Source organism: Saccharopolyspora phatthalungensis, from assembly GCF_014203395.1.
Taxonomy (GTDB): Bacteria; Actinomycetota; Actinomycetes; order Mycobacteriales; family Pseudonocardiaceae; genus Saccharopolyspora; species Saccharopolyspora phatthalungensis.
On the sequence record NZ_JACHIW010000001.1, the window covers coordinates 387,763 to 403,818 of the forward strand.

A 16,056-nucleotide genomic window follows, 5' to 3' on the forward strand; every position below is an offset into this window, starting at 1 on the left:
ACCTTCCCTGGTGTGGTTGTGATACGCCCAGCGGTCACCTCGCGCAGTCGACGGCCCGCCGCACTTCACCCCTACTGATCACCGGACAGCGGTCGCCGGTGAGACGCACCACTCAGGCTTGCAGGAGGGCCCGGACGGTTTCGCCCATGATCTTGTCGCGACCCTCCAACGCCGTGAGTTCGAGGACCACGGCCGCCGCCGCGACATCGGCACCGGCTTGCCGGACGAGCCGGCAAGCCGCGCCCAAGGTGCCGCCGGTGGCCAGCACATCGTCCACGATCAGGACCCGCTGACCGGCGCACAGCGTGTCGGCCGGAAGTTCGAGGGTGGCGCGGCCGTACTCCAGGCGGTAGTCGACCCGATCCGCCACCACCGGCAGCTTGCCGGGCTTGCGCAGCCCGATCACGCCGGTGCCGAAGGCCTGCGCCACCGCCGCTCCGACCAGGAAGCCGCGCGCCTCCACACCGGCCACCACGTCGAACTCGACCCCGCGGCCCAGCGCCGAGACCACGGCGCCCAGCCCGGTGCCATCGGCCAGCAGCGGACTGATGTCGCGGAACAGCACACCTGGTTCCGGGAAGTCCGGGACCTCCCGGATCAGCCTGGCCGCCCGCCGGAGCGCGTGATCGGCGGCGTCGGTCACCTGCACGGAAATGGCTGTCTCCTCCGCCCCGGTCAACGCCGTCTCTTCCCCGATGGCCGCCCCGTCTTGCCGCCGGGGCGTCCACCGCGCGCACTAGAGCCCGCCGCGACCGCCTGCTTCGGCTCGGGCGGAACCTCTTCACCGGCGGCCTTGGCCTCGGCGCGCTCGCGGCGCTGGCGCACCTTCGCCGCGTGTTCGCGGAACTTCGGCTCGCGCATCTTGAAGTCCACCAGCAGCGGCGTGGCCAGGAAGATCGACGACACCACGCCGGCGATCATGCCGACCAGCTGCACCAGCGCCAGGTCACGCAACACGCCGACGCCGAGCAGCCAGGCGCCCACCACGAGCAGCCCGATCACCGGCAGCAGCGCGATCACCGAGGTGTTGATCGAGCGCATCAGGGTCTGGTTGACCGCCAGGTTCGCGGCCTCGCCGTAGGTGCGGCGGGTCGTGCTGAGCAGGCCGCGGGTGTTCTCCTTGACCTTGTCGAAGACCACCACCGTGTCGTACAGCGAGAACCCGAGGATGGTCAGCAGGCCGATGACGGTGCTGGGCGTGACCTCGAAGCCGACGAGCGAATAGATCCCGGCGGTCACCACGACGTCATGCAGCAGCGCGATCAGCCCGGCCACCGCCATCCACTTCTCGAAGTAGAACGCCAGGAAGATCGAAACCAGCACCAGGAACACTGCCAGCGCGATCAACGCCTGCTGGGTGATCTCACCGCCCCAGGTGCCACTGACCGCGCTGTCGCTGATCACCTGCTCGCTCGGGCGTCCCTGCGCGTCCAGCGGCTGCACCTCGGTCAACAGCGCCTGCTTGACGGCGGCCACCTGCGGGACGGTCAGCGACGACGAGCGGATCTGGATGCTCTGGTTGGCCCCGACGCCGACGACCTGCACGGTCTCGGCCGGATGACCGAGCGCGTCCTGGAACGCGGCCTGCACCCGGTCCGTCTGGATCGGCCCCTGGGCGCCGACCGCGGGCAGCTGGATCTTGGTGCCGCCCTCGAAGTCGATGCCGAGGTTGAAGCCCTTGAACCCGATGGCCCCGATGCACACCAGCACCAGCAGGCCCAGCGAGACGTACCAGCGGGCGCGCTTGCCGATGATGTCGAAGGCCCCGGTCCCGGTGTAAAGGCGGTGGAAGATGCTTTCCCGCCGGGCGCCTTCAGTACCTGGAGTCGTCACCTTCACGCCTCCTTGGCGGTGGTCGCAGCGGCCTTGCGGGCGGCCCGGTACCGGTCACTGAGCCGTTGCACCGCCCCCAGGCCGGAGACCGAGGGCTTGGACAAGAACTTGTTCTTCGAGGCCAACGCCACCAGCGGATGAGTGACGAGGAAGACCACAACCAGGTCCAGCACCGTCGACATGCCGAGCGTGAAGGCGAAGCCCTTCACCTGGCCGACGGCGAGGATGTACAGCACCGCGGCGGCCAGGAAGCTGACCGCGTCGGCGGACAGGATCGTGCGCCGGGCCCGCGGCCACGCCCGCGGCACCGCCGAGCGGAACGTGCGGCCCTCGCGGATCTCGTCCTTGAGGCGTTCGAAGAACACGATGAACGAGTCGGCGGTGATGCCGATCGCGACGATGAAACCGGCGACGCCGGCCAGGTCGAGGGTGAAGCCGACCCATCGCCCGAGCAGCACCAGCACCCCGTAGACCACGCCACCGGAGAGCGCCAGCGACAGGATGGTCAGGATGCCCAGCAGCCGGTAGTAGAACAGGCAGTACACGGCCACCAGCAGCAGGCCGAGGCCGCCGGCGATCAGCCCGGCCTCCAGCGAGGCCACGCCGAGGGTCGCCGACACCGTCTCGGCCTCGGACTGGTCGAAGGCCAGCGGCAGCGACCCGTACTTGAGGATGTTGGCCAGGTCCGTGGCGGTCTGCTGATTGAACTGACCGGTGATCAGCGCGTTACCACCGAGCATCGCCGTGTTAACGGATGGCGCCGACACCACTTCGGTGTCCAGCACGAACGCGGCCTGCTGGCCGACGTTGGCGGAGGTGAAGTCCGCCCAGATCTTGGCACCCTCGCTCTTGAAGTCCAGCGCCACCGCCCAGCCCGGGTGCCCGCCCTGCGGATTCGGCGGCTGGGCCTGGGAGTTTGCGATCTCCTTGCCCGGCAGGAACACCGGCTCCAGCAGGTACTTCTGCTGGCCTTCGCGGTCGCAGGTCACCAGCGGCAGCTTCGGGTCGTCGTTGCCGCGCAGCGGGTCCTCGGCGGCGCAGTTCAGCGTCTGCAGCGCCTGCATCTGGACCTTCGGGTCGGTGCTCTGCCGGAGCGCCTTGGCCTCGTCGATCGCCTTCTTGTCGTCGCCGCCCTGCTGCCGCGCGGCCTGCGGGGTCGTGCCCGCCGGCGGCTGCGCCGCGGGGACGGCGTTGATGACCTTGCGGAAGTTCAGCTCGGCGGTCTGCCCGAGTTGCTTGGCCTGCTCGCCACCCTCGCCGGGCACGGTGATCACGAGGTTGTTGCCGTCCCGGGTCACCTCGGAACCGCTGATGCCCATGCCGTTGACGCGGGTCTCGATGATCTGCCGGGCCTGGTTCAGCGACTCGGTGGTGGGCGGCCGGCCGTCCGGCGTGCGGGCCGTCAGCGTCACCCGGGTGCCGCCCTGCAGGTCGATCCCCAGCTTCGGGTTCGGCTTGCCATCACCGGTGAAGAACACCAGTGCGTACAGCCCGATGACGATCAGTGCGAAGAACGCCAGATAACGCCCTGGGCGAAACTGCCCGGCCGGAGGTGCCACGGTGCGTCGGTCTCCTGTCCACGGTCTCGGTACGGTGCGCGGGCTGATTTGCGCGCCAGGTGGCCAGCTACCAACGTACAGCTGGATTCACCGACGTTTCCCAACCGGCGCGATCTTAGGCTGATCCACCGTCCGTTCGGGTGGTGGATCAGCGCCGCCCTCGGTCCAGTCTGACAGGCCGGGTGCCGATGTCAGCGCCCCGGGTGGCCACCGTGCGTTGATCGACAACTACGCACAGACGCGGGCCCGGGAAACCCGGTGCCCGCGTCGCGACCTCGGCGGTCAAGCCCCACCCGCCGGGCGCCGGTGCGGTGCCCGGTGGTGCGGGAACGTCCCGCCGGACGTCAGTTGGTCTTCTGCTGCTCGATCGGCTCGGCGACCTCGGCCTTGGATTCCGTGACCACGGTGGCCTCAGCGGCGTCGGTCGAAGTGCCGGCCTCGGCCGGCTCCGCGGCCGGGGAGCTGTCGGTGTTGACCTTCTCACGGACCGCGGCGCGCACCCAGGTGGTGGTCACGCCCGGGGCCAGCTCCAGGTCGATGGTGTCGTCCTTGGTCTCGACCACGGTGCCGTAGACGCCGGAGGTGGTCATCACCTTGTCGCCGGGCGTGATGGAGTTCTGCAGCTTCTGCTGCTCGGCCACCGCGCGCTTCTGCTTGCGGGCCTGCAGGAACAGCGGCACCGCCAGCAGGACGATCAGCAGCGGGAGAATCAGGGATTGGAGGTCCATCTTGCTCCGTTCAGCGGACGCTTCGCGGCCCAGCCCTCGCAGTACTGCGCCCGAATTGTTCGGATGTTCAGCCCCAGTGTGCCAGGTCAACTCGGGTTGACGTCCTCTCCCCACTGGGAAACGGGAGAGTCTGCACGGCCCGTGCGATCCGCGAATCGGTTCGCGGATGTGCCCCCGATGTCGCGGGGGCGCGGTTCGTGCCTGCCGCGCTGCACACCCGGCGGTGTCACCTCTAGCGGTTGCCTCACCACCGAGCGAGACGTGAGGAGGATAACGTCACGCCGCCAACACGGAACAGCGCCCCGGCCGCGAGCAGATGGCGGGCGAGGCACACCGAATCGGCGGTATGTCACTGTTCGGTCACTCGTCGAAAAGCCCAGGTGGCGGCTCGCCGGGTGCGTGCTGCGGCGGCGTGAGCCCCAAGTGGTGCCAGGCGGCCACCGTCGCGACCCGGCCGCGCGGGGTACGGGCGAGCATGCCGGCCCGCACCAGGTAGGGCTCGCAGACCTCTTCGACCGTGGTGGACTCCTCGCCCACCGCGACCGCCAGCGTCGAAATCCCCACCGGGCCGCCGTGGAAGGACTTGATCAGCGCCCCGAGCACGGCCCGGTCCAGGCGGTCCAGGCCCATTTCGTCGACGTCGTAGACCTCCAGCGCGGCACGCGCGATTTCGCGGGTCACCGCGCCGTCGGCCCGCACCTCCGCGTAGTCGCGGACGCGCCGCAGCAGCCGGTTGGCGATCCGCGGGGTGCCCCGGGACCGGCCGGCGATCTCGGTGGCCCCGTCGTCGCGCAGGTCCACGCCCAGAATCCCGGCGGAGCGGCGCACCACCAGCTCCAGCTCATCAGGGCTGTAGAACTCCATGTGCGCGGTGAAGCCGAACCGGTCGCGCAGCGGCCCGGTCAGCGCGCCGGACCGGGTGGTGGCCCCGACCAGCGTGAACGGCGCGAGCTCCAGCGGAATGCTGGTGGCCCCGGGCCCCTTGCCGACCACGATGTCGACCCGGTAGTCCTCCATCGCCAGGTAGAGCATCTCCTCGGCGGGGCGGGCGATCCGGTGGATCTCGTCGATGAACAGCACGTCGCCCTCGGCGAGGTTGGACAGCATCGCCGCGAGGTCGCCGGGCCGCTCCAGCGCCGGACCGGACGTGACCCGGATCGAGGCGCCGAGCTCGGTCGCGATGATCATCGACAGGCTGGTCTTGCCCAGCCCCGGGGGGCCAGAGAACAGCACATGATCCGGCTGGTCGCCGCGCCTGAGAGCGCCGTGCAGAACCAGTTCCAGCTGCTCGCGCACCCGCGCCTGACCCACGAACTCGCTCAGCTTGCGCGGGCGCAGCGTCGTCTCGACATCCTGGTCGGCCGGGTCCTGATGCGGGTCCAGCGCGACGCCATCGCCGGGCGGCTGCCAGCCGTCGTCGTCCTCGTGCATCCGTCCGACCTCACTTCGGGCCGAGCGTGGCCAGGGCCTTGCGCAGCACGGCCGAGGTGTCCAGGTCGCCGTTGCTCGCGGCCAGCACCGCTTCGACGCTCTGCTCGGCTTGCTTGGCCGAGAAGCCCAGGCTCACCAGCGCCTCGGAGACCTCGGAACGCACCCGGCCGCCGTCCGCCGTCGCCGCCTGGCCGGTCGCGGTCCCGGCCACCACGCCGACCTTGTCGCGCAGCTCCAGGATCAGCCGTTCGGCGCTCTTCTTGCCTATGCCGGGCACCTGGGTGAGCACCGTCAGGTTGCCGTCGGCCAGCGCGGTGCAGAGCTGGTCGGGCGCAAGCACCGCGAGCGTGGCCAATGCGAGCCGGGGGCCGACGCCGGAGGCGGTCTGGAGCAGGACGAACAGGTCGCGGGCCTCGGCGTCGGCGAAGCCGTAAAGGGTCAGCGAGTCCTCGCGCACGATCAGCGAGGTCCACAGCCGTGCTTGCTCGCCGCGGCGCAGCGCGGCGAGCGTCACCGGCGTGGCGTGCACCGCCATGCCGACGCCGCCGACTTCGATCACGGCGTGGTCCAGTCCGACCGACAGCACCGGACCTCGTACCGTGGAGATCATCGGGATTTCCCTCCTGTTCGAGCCTGGGTGGCCTGCTGGGCCGCCTTCAGCCGGGCGCGGTGGTTGCGCGCAAGTTCGGCGGCTCTGGCCTCCGCCGCGGCGAGCCGGGCGGCCATCGGGGCGCGCCACAGGTGGCAGACCGCCAGTGCCAGGGCGTCGGCGGCGTCGGCCGGTTTGGGCTGGGTAGCCAGCCCCAGGATCTTGGTGATCATCGTGGTGACCTGGCGTTTGTCGGCCCGGCCGGAGCCGCTGATGGCGGCCTTGACCTCGCTCGGGGTGTGGAAGGCCACCGGCAGGTCGCGCCGGGCGGCGGCCAGCGCCACGACGCCGGAGACCTGGGCGGTGCCCATCACGGTGCGCACGTTGTGCTGGCTGAAGACCCGCTCGATCGCGACCACCTCGGGGCGGTGCGAGTCCATCCACTGCTCGACCGCGTTCGCCACCGCCAGCAGCCGACCGGACAGCTCGTCCTCGGGCGGCGTGCGGACCACACCGACCGCCACGCAGGCGACCTCGCGGCCGCGGCCGCCGTCGACCACGCCGAGCCCGCAGCGAGTCAGCCCGGGGTCGACTCCCAGCACGCGCACGACGCCACCTGCCCTAGTCCCGCAGCCATGAACATTCGTTCGAATCCTATCGAACCACCGGGCTCCGCCACCGCACCGACACGCGTGCGCATCACCCGGCCGGGGCGGTCGGCACCGCGCGGTGGCCGGTCAGGGGCCGTCGGTGCCGGGAGTCCAGCTTTCCGGCAGACCGCTGTCGGTCAGCACCGGCTGGTACTCGCGGAAGCCGCCCGGCGCGTCGGGCTGCCACGGGAACTTGCCGCCGTCCGGGCTTGAGACGATCAGCTGCACCGCGGGGAAGTCCGGTCCGTTGTAGACCAGGAAAGCGCTGCCCAGATACTCCGGATAGTGCTGCAGCGCCACCTTTTCGAAGGTGACCGGGCAGCCCTGCAGGAAGCCGTCGTAGAGCTGTCCCGGTTGGAACCGCTCGCCCCTGCCGACCCGCTGCACGTAGGTGTCGACCACCTTGTGCGCGACCTCCTGGGGCAGACCGATCACGACGACTTCGGGCTTGCCAAAACGACGCCACGCCCCGACCGAGAACGCGTACGACGCGCCGCGTTCGTCGCCCGCAACGTGCATCACCGCGGCTCCGTGCTCGTCCGCGGTGTTCACCATCCACCTGCGCAGACCCTCATCCGTGTTGACCACAGCCGTCATTCTGCCCGGGAAAGCAAACCGCTCCCGCCGGTACCCGAGGCGCTAAGCCACGGTGGAACCGGCGGGAGCGGGCCGAACACGTTGCGTGTCAGCAGACCTCGGCCACGACCTGCCGCCCAGCACTCACGCGTTGACCTCTTCGAGCACCGAATCGCTGATGTGGAATTTGGCACAGCGGCACAACGCCAACTTCCAACGCGACAACCGCGTCAGCCGACCTCGGCCATGACCTCCTCGGAGACGTCGAAGTTGGCGAAGACGTTCTGCACGTCGTCGCAATCTTCGAGGGCGTCGATCAGCTTGAACACCTTGCGGGCGGCGTCGGCGTCCAACGGGACGTTGACCGAGGCCAGGAAGTTCGTCTCCGCCGAGTCGTACTCGATGTCCGCGGCCTGCAACGCCTTGCGGACCTCGACCAGGTCGGTCGGGTCGGTCAGGATCTCGTAGCTGTCGCCGAGGTCGTTGACCTCCTCGGCGCCGGCTTCCAACACCGCCATAAGCACGTCGTCCTCGCTGAGCCCGTTCTTCGGCAGCAGCACGACGCCCTTGCGGTTGAACAGATACGACACCGACCCCGCGTCGGCCATCGAACCGCCGTTGCGGGTCATCGCGGTGCGCACCTCGCCGGCGGCCCGGTTGCGATTGTCGGTCAGGCACTCCACCAGCACCGCGACGCCGTTGGGCCCGTAACCCTCGTACATGATCGTCTGCCAGTCGGCGCCGCCGGCTTCTTCACCGGCACCGCGCTTGCGCGCCCGCTCGATGTTGTCCAGCGGGACCGAGTTCTTGCGCGCCTTCTGGATGGCGTCGTACAGGGTCGGGTTGCCCTCGGGGTCGCCCCCACCGGTCCGCGCGGCAACCTCGACGTTCTTGATCAGTTTCGCGAAGAGCTTGCCGCGCTTGGCGTCGAGGGCGGCCTTCTTGTGCTTGGTGGTGGCCCACTTTGAGTGGCCGCTCATCTCTCCTCCGTCTTTCTACGCCTGCGCTGCGATTTTCACTGCGCGCGGACGATCTGTACGAAATAGCGGTGCACGCGCTCGTCGCCGCCGACCAGCTCCGGGTGGAAGGCGGTGGCGAGCACCGGTCCCTGCTGAACCGCGACGATCCTACCGGCGGCATCATTTCGCCTAGTGTTGTCCGGGTCGTCGGGCACCGTTGCCAGCACCGTCACGTCGGCGCCGACCTTTTCCACCCACGGTGCGCGGATGAAAACCGCGTGCACCGGGCCGTCCGGGATGCCGGCGAAGTCCAGGTCGGTCTCGAACGAGTCGACCTGCCGGCCGAAGGCGTTGCGCCGCACGACCACGTCCAGCGCACCCAGCGGCCGGACCGCCGGTAGGTCCCGAGCCTCGTCCACCACTTCTCCGGCGAGCATGATCATCCCAGCGCACGAGCCGTAGGCGGGCAGCCCTGCCGCCAGCCGTTCGCGCAGCGGCTCGTAGAGCTCGAAGGTGTCGAGTAGGCGGGTCATCGTGGTCGACTCGCCGCCGGGCACCACGATTCCGTGCACTGCGGCCAGCTCCTCGGGCCGGCGGACTGACCGCGCCTCGGCCCCGCTGCGCTCCAGCGCGACCAGATGCTCTGCCACGCCGCCCTGGAGGGCGAGGACTCCGATCACGGGTTTCGTCACGGCTTCGATTCTCCTGCACGCCCGCTCGCAATCGAAGCCCGGGACCCGCCGGCCGGCCGCCTTGGAATCACCAGCCGCGGTGGGCGTAGCGCTGCTGTTCGGTGAGGTCGTCGAGATTGATGCCGACCATCGCCTCGCCGAGGCCCCGGGAGACCTTCGCGATCACGTCCGGGTCGTCGTAGAACGTCGTCGCCTTGACGATCGCCTCGGCCCGCTTTGCCGGGTCGCCGGACTTGAAGATCCCCGAGCCGACGAAGACTCCCTCCGCGCCCAGCTGCCGCATCATCGCCGCGTCCGCCGGGGTCGCGATGCCTCCCGCGGTGAACAGCACGACCGGCAGCTTCCCGGTCCTGGCGATCTCCCGGACCAGCTGCACCGGGGCGCGCAGCTCCTTCGCCGCGACGTAGAGCTCGTCGTCGCCGAGCACCGAAAGGCGCCGCATCTCGGCGCGGATCTGCCGCATGTGCCGGGTCGCCTCGACGACGTTGCCGGTGCCGGCCTCACCTTTGGAGCGGATCATCGCCGCGCCCTCGGAGATCCGCCGCAGCGCCTCGCCGAGGTTGGTCGCGCCGCACACGAACGGCACCGTGAAGGCCCACTTGTCGATGTGGTTGACCTCGTCGGCCGGGGTGAGGACCTCGGACTCGTCGATGTAGTCCACGCCCAGCGACTGCAGCACCTGCGCCTCGACGAAGTGGCCGATGCGCGCCTTGGCCATCACCGGGATGGAGACCGCGTTGACGATGCCCTCGATCATGTCCGGATCGGACATCCGGGCCACGCCACCCTGGACGCGGATGTCAGCGGGCACTCGCTCCAGCGCCATCACCGCGACCGCACCGGCGGCCTCGGCGATCTTGGCCTGTTCGGGCGTCACCACGTCCATGATCACGCCGCCCTTGAGCATTTCGGCCATGCCCCGCTTGACCCCGTCGGTGCCGGTCTGGGCGTTGCCGGCGGTGTCCTTGGCGTCGACGGTTGTCACCTTAGGCCCTTCTGTTGTCGGTGTTCTGCCGCGACCAGGCTATTCCCGAACTGGACCATTTCCACGGTCCACTGACCGCTAATTCCGGTAGTCCACTTGCTGCCCGGGCGGCCCGGAGCGGACCGGTCCGCGGCTCGCAACCCAGCGGCAGTGCCAACCGCCCTTGCACGACCCGAACACGAGGTGTGTGATCGGAGACACATGTGGTCGCCGGGAGCGCGCAGGGGAGTACTCATGAGCAGCAAACAAAGCGGCACGGTAGGAGGGCCGGCGATCCCGGCCCCCTCAGAACCCGCCAAGATCCGCAACATCGTGCTGGTCGGCCCGTCGGCCGCCGGCAAGACCACGATCGCCGAGGCGATGCTGGCCGCCACCTCGACGATCCCCAGACCGGGCGCCGTCACCGAGGGCACCACGGTGTGCGACCACGAGCCCGCCTCGATCGAGCAGCAACGGTCCATCGGACTGGCCATCGCACCGATGCAACACGAGGACATCAAGATCAACCTGATCGACACGCCCGGCTACGCGGACTTCGTCGGTGAACTGCGCGCCGGGTTGCGTGCCGCGGACGCCGCGTTGTTCGTGCTGGCGGCCACCGAAGGCGTCGACCCCGCGACCCGCGCGATCTGGCAGGAGTGCGCCGCGGTCGGCATGCCCCGTGCGGTGCTCATCTCCCGGCTGGACCAGCCCCGCGCGGACTTCGACACCGCGCTGTTGGGCTGCCAGGACGCGTTCGGCTCGGGAGTGCTGCCGCTGTACCTGCCGCATTTCGACGCGGACGGCGAGTTCTTCGGGCTGGTCGGCCTGCTCACCGAGCAGATCTACGAGCTCGGGGGCACCGTCGCGGCCGACGAGCAACTGCGCGAGCAGATCGACCAACCGCGGGGCGAGCTCATCGAAGCCATCATCGCCGAGAGCGAAGACGAGTCGCTGATGGACCGGTACCTCAACGGCGAGCCGATCGACGAGGCCACGTTGATCGCCGACCTGGAAAAAGGGGTGGCCCAGGGCGGCCTGCACCCCGTGCTTCCGGTGTGCGCGATAACCGGGGTCGGCATCCGCGAGGTGCTCGACGGCATCAAGCGCGGCTTTCCGTCGCCGCTGGAGCACCCGCTGCCGGAGTTCACCGATCAGCACGGCCGCAACCCGCGCACCCTCATCCCGGACCCGGAGGGACCGCTGGCGGCCGAGGTGGTGCACACCTCGGTCGACTCGTACGTGGGCCGCGTCTCGTTGGCGCGGGTGTTCTCCGGCGTGATGCGCCCGGAACGGCCGGTGCACGTCTCCGGCCACGGCATGGCCGAGCGCGGACATCCCGATCACGATGAAGACGAGCGGGTGGCGCACCTGTACTCGCCGCTGGGCGCGAACCTGCGCGAAGTGACGCACTGCATCGCGGGCGACCTGTGCGCGCTGACCAAGATCGGTTCGGCGGAGACCGGCGACACGCTGTCCGATCCCTCGGATCCGCTGCTGCTCAAGCCGTGGCCAATGCCCGAGCCGCTGCTGCCGATCGCCGTCACCGCGCACACCCGCAGCGACGAGGACGCGCTGGCGCGCAACCTCAACCGGCTGATCGCCGCCGACCCGAGCCTGCGGCTGGAACGCGACAGCGAGACCCACCAGCTGGTGCTGTGGTGCATGGGCGAGGCGCACGCCGACGTGGTGCTGCAACGGCTGCGCGAGGGCGGCGCGGAGGTCGACACGGTGCCGGTGCGGGTGCCCCTGCGACAGACGTTCGCACAGTCCGCCAAGGGCCACGGGCGGCACGTCAAGCAGTCCGGCGGACACGGCCAGTACGCGGTGTGCGACGTGGAGGTGGAGCCGCTGCCCCGCGGTTCCGGTGTCGAGTTCACCGAGCGGGTCGTCGGCGGCGCGGTGCCGCGGCAGTTCATCCCCAGCGTGGAGAAGGGGGTTCGGGCGCAGATCGAGAAGGGCATCAACGAGGGGTGCCCGCTGGTGGACGTGCGGGTCACGCTGGTGGACGGCAAGGCGCACAGCGTCGATTCCTCCGACGCGGCGTTCCAGGCGGCGGGCGCGCTGGCGCTCAAGGCCGCCGCCGACCAGGCGGGTTTGGTCACGTTGGAGCCGGTCGACGAGGTCGCCGTGCGCATCCCCGATGAGCATCTCGGGGCGGTGCTGGGCGACCTTTCCAGCCGGCGCGGCAAGGTGGTCGGTACCGAACCGGAGGACGGCGGCTGGACCGTGGTGCGCGCGCACGTGCCAGCGAGCGAACTCGTGCGCTACGCGGTCAATGTGCGATCGCTGAGCTCCGGCAGCGCGACCTTCACCCGGCAGTTCGAGAACTACGAGCCGATGCCCGAGTCCCTCGTCCCGCAGAAATGACCAAGTCCGGGCCGGGTCACTGGGTGCGGGAGGAGGCGTAGACGGCGATCAGCCGCTGAGCGATCGTGATCAGCGACAGCGCCGCCAGCAGCCAGACCGCGATGTCCAGCACGTACGGCACTCCCAGGCCGTACAAACCGGTGCCGACCAGGACCACGAGGAAGCGTTCGGCGCGCTCCGCCAGGCCGCCGTCGGCGCGCAGGCCGTTGGCCTCCGCACGCGCCTTGACATAGGAGATCACCTGCGCGCTGACCAGGCAGATCAACAACGCCAGGCCGCGCACCCGATCGACTTCCACGACTAGCGACCACCACACCAGCGCGCCGAACAGCGCGCCGTCGACCAGCCGGTCGCAACTCGCGTCCAAAACCCCGCCGAACTGCGACGCCTTGCCGCCGGCCCGCGCCATCGCGCCGTCGAGGATGTCGAAGAGCAGGAACACCGTGACCACGACGGTGCCCACGAACAGCTGGCCGCGCGGGAAGAACCACAGCGCCGCGGCGGCGCTGGCGATCGTGCCGGTGAGCGTCACCGCATTCGGCGACAGCCCGAGGCGGACCAACCCCGCGCCGATCGGGTTGGTCAATCGCGAAAGTGAAGCCCGCGCGAAGATGTTGAGCATTGCCTGAAGTGTCAGCCGCCTGTGCACCCGGTGTCGTTTCGTGCAGATTAGCCGCCGGTGATCAGCCGCACCGGCAGGCGTGCGCCGACACGACGAGGCGTGAGCCCGAACACAGCCCGGAATCATTGAAGCTTCAACAGTGTTCTCGCAGTGGACCGTTCTTACGCTACTTGGAGGCACCATGACGGCTACCGCGCAGATCCCCGGCTACGTCGCGGGCACCTGGGACATCGACCCCGCTCACTCGAACGTCGAGTTCTCCGTGCGGCACATGGGCGTGGCCAAGTCCCGGGGCCGCTTCGGCAGCTTCCGGGGCGAGATCGTCACCGCAGCCGACCCGCTGGAGTCCACGGTCACCGCCACCATCGAAGCCGCGTCGATCGACACCCGCCAGGCCGACCGCGACGCGCACCTGCGCTCCGCCGACTTCCTCGACGTGGAGCAGTTCCCCACCTTGACCTTCCGCTCCACCGGGGTCCGCCAGGATGGCGACGACTTCGTCATCGACGGCGAGTTCACCCTGCGCGGCGTCACCAAGCCGGTCTCGCTGGCCACCGAGCTGGGGGGTTTCACCGAGAACGGCCTGCTCGGGCTGTCCGCCAGCGTAACCATCAACCGCACCGACTTCGGGGTCGGCCCGGCCGGGAGCGCCAAAGTCAGCGAGAAGGTCAAGATCACCCTCGACATCGAGGCGCAGCGCCGCGACTGAGCAGCCTATGAGGGCGAAGTCAATTGGTGATGTTTCCGGTTTTGGGCGTGCGGCAGTGTCCCCGCGGGTGTGCGGGGTTGATCATGGTGGGTGGTGATGTGGTGGGTGGCGTGACTGGCCGGGGTGGCGGGTGCCTGCGCCCACTCTCCGTGCTCGACCTAGCGAACAACCGGGTTTGTCCCAACAGCCCTCATCCGAGCTTGGGTGGAGGGTGGGCGGGGCGCCCCTGCTCAGTTCCGGGTTCTGCCCAAGGAGGAGTCGGGTTCGCCCCGCCCATGGCCAGTGTCGCGCTATGCGGCCTGCGGCGCCACCTCCTTCGTAGTGCCGGCGGCAACCGCCGGATCCCAGGCCACCCGGCGGGTGACGACCACGAACAGCTGTCGCAGCAGTGCCGCTGCGAGGGCCGTGCGGGCTTGTCCCGGGCGCAGCGGGTTGGTTTCACGGGTGGTCAGGTGCGTATAGCGGGCGGTGTAGACCGGGTTGTGGGTCAGTGCGCCCCAGATGGCCCGCCAAGCGGCGGTGCGCAGTCCGGGGCGGCCGCGGCGGGAGACCGTGGTGATGCCGTGAAAGTTCCCGGATTCGTTGGCACGTGGGCACAACCCCGCATGCTTGACCCAGGTTCGGGCACAGTCGAAGCGCGCTGGGTCGCCGGTCTCGGCGAGGATGGCGGCGGCCCCGACGACCGACAACCCCGTGATGGTGGTGACCAACGTGGACAGTTCCAGGGTGTCGAGGACCTCGATCATGCGGGCCTCAACGTCGGCGAGCTGCCCCAGGGCATGGTGCCAGTCGTCGAGTGCGTAGGCCGCTCGTTCGCAGGCCGCGGCTTGCTCGGTAGCAACCCCGCCAGGTGTGCGAGCGGCGTCGAAGATCGCGCGCAGAATGCGCAGATTGCGGCGGCTGCCACCCCAGCGGGGAAGTTCGTCACGCACTGCCGCGGCAAAGGCATCAAAGCCCATCGCCATGATCCGGGCCGGGTCGGTGGACACCGCCATGGCCACCCGCCAGGTCAGCGTGTCCAAAGGCTTGCTCGCGGTGGACAGCACCGCAGGCCAGGCACACTCCAGCAGATCACGCAAACGCTGCCGGGCCGACCCCGCGGCAACAAGCTGATCGGCACGGCGAGCCCCCAGATGCCGCAGGCGACACCAGTGCCCCTCCAGCACATAGGGCACGTAACAGCGCAGTTCCGCGACGCGTTTGGCGATGATCGTGGCGTCTTTGAAGTCCGACCGGTCGCGGGTGAAGTCCTCTTCCTCCCGGCCACGGTGCACCAGCATCGGGTTCACGCACACCAGCTCAACTCCGCGAGCGCGGGCCCGGTCCAGCAGCGGCTTCCAGCGATGCCCGGTCGGCTCGCACCCCAGCACCACACCGGCGAACCCCGCCTTGGCGGCGACCGGCCCGGCCCAGTCCAGGATGTCATCGATCACCCACGCATCCCCGCTGAACATGCGTCGGCCCAGCACCCGCGAATCGTGATCGGCGACCACCGCCGCCTGCTTGGCCAAGGCCAGATCGACCGCGACCACCGCGAACTCGCGGCGCACGATCGATCGCAACCGGGTCAGCCGCTCGTTCCGACGACGATCACCGCGCGTAAGCGCCCTGACATGAGACACAGCATCCTCCTCGATAGCAACTGATCCAGAACCCGAACACTCACAAGAAGGAGACCTGCGCAATGAACTCCGGATCAACCACTACCCGTACTTACTAGGCGGTAAGGACGAACAGGGCCGGAGACATACGTCCCCGGCCCTGTTGATTCCCGGCTTAAGGCAGGATCGGGAAACTCAAGGGTTCAGTCCACTTCGGACCAGGCGGCGGCCAGCAGCTGCCGGGTCTCGCCGAGCAGTTGCGGCAGTACCTTGGTGTGGCCGATGACCGGCATGAAGTTCGAGTCGCCGCCCCACCTGGGCACCACGTGCTGGTGCAGGTGCGCGGCGATGCCCGCCCCCGCCACCGGCCCCTGGTTGAGCCCGATGTTGAACCCGTGCGGCGCCGACACCCGCCGGATCACCCGCATCGCCCGCTGCGTGTACTCCGCGACCGCCACCGTCTCCGCCGCGCTGAGCTCGGTGTAGTCCGCGACGTGCCGATAAGGCAGCACCATCAGGTGGCCCGGGTTGTACGGGTACAGGTTGAGGATGGCGAAGACCAGCTCGTCGCGCGCCACGATCAGCGTCTCGTCGTCCGGTCGCCCCGATTCGAGCAGCCGGCAGAACGGGCAGCCGTCGCTGTCGTCGCCCTCCGGCTTGTTCTCGCCCTGGATGTAGGCCATCCGGTGCGGCGTCCACAGCCGCTGCAACGCGTCCGGCACCCCGATACCGTGCTGCTCGGTCAGCTCCACGCCCTCTGGGCCGCGAACCAT

At 69.5% G+C, this 16,056-nt stretch carries 16 protein-coding genes; 2 read left to right on the forward strand and 14 right to left on the reverse strand.

Annotated elements, in window-relative coordinates; genetic code table 11:
- Positions 1-112: 112 nt before the first annotated feature.
- The 11 genes from BJ970_RS01640 to pdxS form a co-directional block, all read right to left on the reverse strand.
- Positions 113-649 carry an adenine phosphoribosyltransferase gene (locus BJ970_RS01640; RefSeq protein ID WP_184722708.1) on the reverse strand — a complete coding sequence of 179 codons (537 nt, stop codon included), beginning with the start codon at positions 647-649 and terminating at the stop codon, positions 113-115.
- Between the two features lie 26 nt (positions 650-675).
- Positions 676-1,839: a protein translocase subunit SecF gene (secF, locus tag BJ970_RS01645; RefSeq protein WP_184722711.1), complete on the reverse strand. Its 1,164-nt coding sequence runs from the start codon at positions 1,837-1,839 to the stop codon at positions 676-678.
- Positions 1,836-3,392, reverse strand: a complete 1,557-nt coding sequence (secD, locus tag BJ970_RS01650; RefSeq protein ID WP_184722714.1) for a protein translocase subunit SecD — start codon at positions 3,390-3,392, stop codon at positions 1,836-1,838. Before secD ends, secF begins: the two co-directional genes overlap by 4 nt.
- 344 nt (positions 3,393-3,736) lie before the next feature.
- Positions 3,737-4,120 carry a preprotein translocase subunit YajC gene (gene yajC, locus BJ970_RS01655; protein ID WP_184722717.1) on the reverse strand — a complete coding sequence of 128 codons (384 nt, stop codon included), beginning with the start codon at positions 4,118-4,120 and terminating at the stop codon, positions 3,737-3,739.
- A 360-nt stretch (positions 4,121-4,480) separates the two neighbouring features.
- Positions 4,481-5,551, reverse strand: a complete 1,071-nt coding sequence (ruvB, locus tag BJ970_RS01660; RefSeq protein ID WP_184722720.1) for a Holliday junction branch migration DNA helicase RuvB — start codon at positions 5,549-5,551, stop codon at positions 4,481-4,483.
- Positions 5,552-5,561: 10 nt separating this feature from the next.
- Positions 5,562-6,161 carry a Holliday junction branch migration protein RuvA gene (gene ruvA / locus BJ970_RS01665; RefSeq protein ID WP_184722723.1) on the reverse strand — a complete coding sequence of 200 codons (600 nt, stop codon included), beginning with the start codon at positions 6,159-6,161 and terminating at the stop codon, positions 5,562-5,564.
- A complete protein-coding gene (ruvC, locus tag BJ970_RS01670) occupies positions 6,158-6,748 on the reverse strand; it encodes a crossover junction endodeoxyribonuclease RuvC (protein ID WP_184722726.1) in 591 nt (196 codons plus the stop codon). Before ruvC ends, ruvA begins: the two co-directional genes overlap by 4 nt.
- 129 nt (positions 6,749-6,877) lie before the next feature.
- Positions 6,878-7,387: a DUF4262 domain-containing protein gene (locus BJ970_RS01675; protein ID WP_184722732.1), complete on the reverse strand. Its 510-nt coding sequence runs from the start codon at positions 7,385-7,387 to the stop codon at positions 6,878-6,880.
- Between the two features lie 209 nt (positions 7,388-7,596).
- On the reverse strand, positions 7,597-8,346 hold the full coding sequence (locus BJ970_RS01680; RefSeq protein WP_184722735.1) for a YebC/PmpR family DNA-binding transcriptional regulator: 750 nt from the start codon (positions 8,344-8,346) through the stop codon (positions 7,597-7,599).
- A 35-nt stretch (positions 8,347-8,381) separates the two neighbouring features.
- Complete coding sequence (gene pdxT, locus BJ970_RS01685) at positions 8,382-9,017, reverse strand: pyridoxal 5'-phosphate synthase glutaminase subunit PdxT (RefSeq protein ID WP_184722739.1); 636 nt, start codon at positions 9,015-9,017, stop codon at positions 8,382-8,384.
- Positions 9,018-9,084: 67 nt separating this feature from the next.
- Positions 9,085-10,002, reverse strand: coding sequence for a pyridoxal 5'-phosphate synthase lyase subunit PdxS (pdxS, locus tag BJ970_RS01690; protein WP_184722742.1), 918 nt, complete (start codon positions 10,000-10,002; stop codon positions 9,085-9,087).
- Between the two features lie 234 nt (positions 10,003-10,236).
- Here pdxS and BJ970_RS01695 point away from each other — a divergent pair, with 234 nt between their 5' ends.
- Positions 10,237-12,351 (forward strand): elongation factor G-like protein EF-G2, encoded by a 2,115-nt coding sequence (locus BJ970_RS01695; protein WP_184722745.1) that lies wholly within the window; start codon positions 10,237-10,239, stop codon positions 12,349-12,351.
- Between the two features lie 16 nt (positions 12,352-12,367).
- Here BJ970_RS01695 and pgsA read toward each other — a convergent pair whose 3' ends face one another.
- Positions 12,368-12,973, reverse strand: coding sequence for a phosphatidylinositol phosphate synthase (gene pgsA / locus BJ970_RS01700; protein WP_184722748.1), 606 nt, complete (start codon positions 12,971-12,973; stop codon positions 12,368-12,370).
- A gap of 181 nt (positions 12,974-13,154) precedes the next feature.
- Between pgsA and BJ970_RS01705 the strand changes: the two genes are divergently transcribed.
- The gene (locus BJ970_RS01705; RefSeq protein WP_184722751.1) at positions 13,155-13,682 is read left to right on the forward strand and encodes a YceI family protein; all 528 of its coding nucleotides are present in this window, start codon (positions 13,155-13,157) and stop codon (positions 13,680-13,682) included.
- Between the two features lie 290 nt (positions 13,683-13,972).
- On the opposite strand, the gene BJ970_RS01710 is transcribed toward BJ970_RS01705, so the two are convergent.
- The gene (locus BJ970_RS01710; RefSeq protein ID WP_184722754.1) at positions 13,973-15,304 is read right to left on the reverse strand and encodes a transposase; all 1,332 of its coding nucleotides are present in this window, start codon (positions 15,302-15,304) and stop codon (positions 13,973-13,975) included.
- 182 nt (positions 15,305-15,486) lie between these two features.
- Positions 15,487-16,056, reverse strand: coding sequence for an HIT family protein (locus BJ970_RS01715; protein WP_184728815.1), 570 nt, complete (start codon positions 16,054-16,056; stop codon positions 15,487-15,489).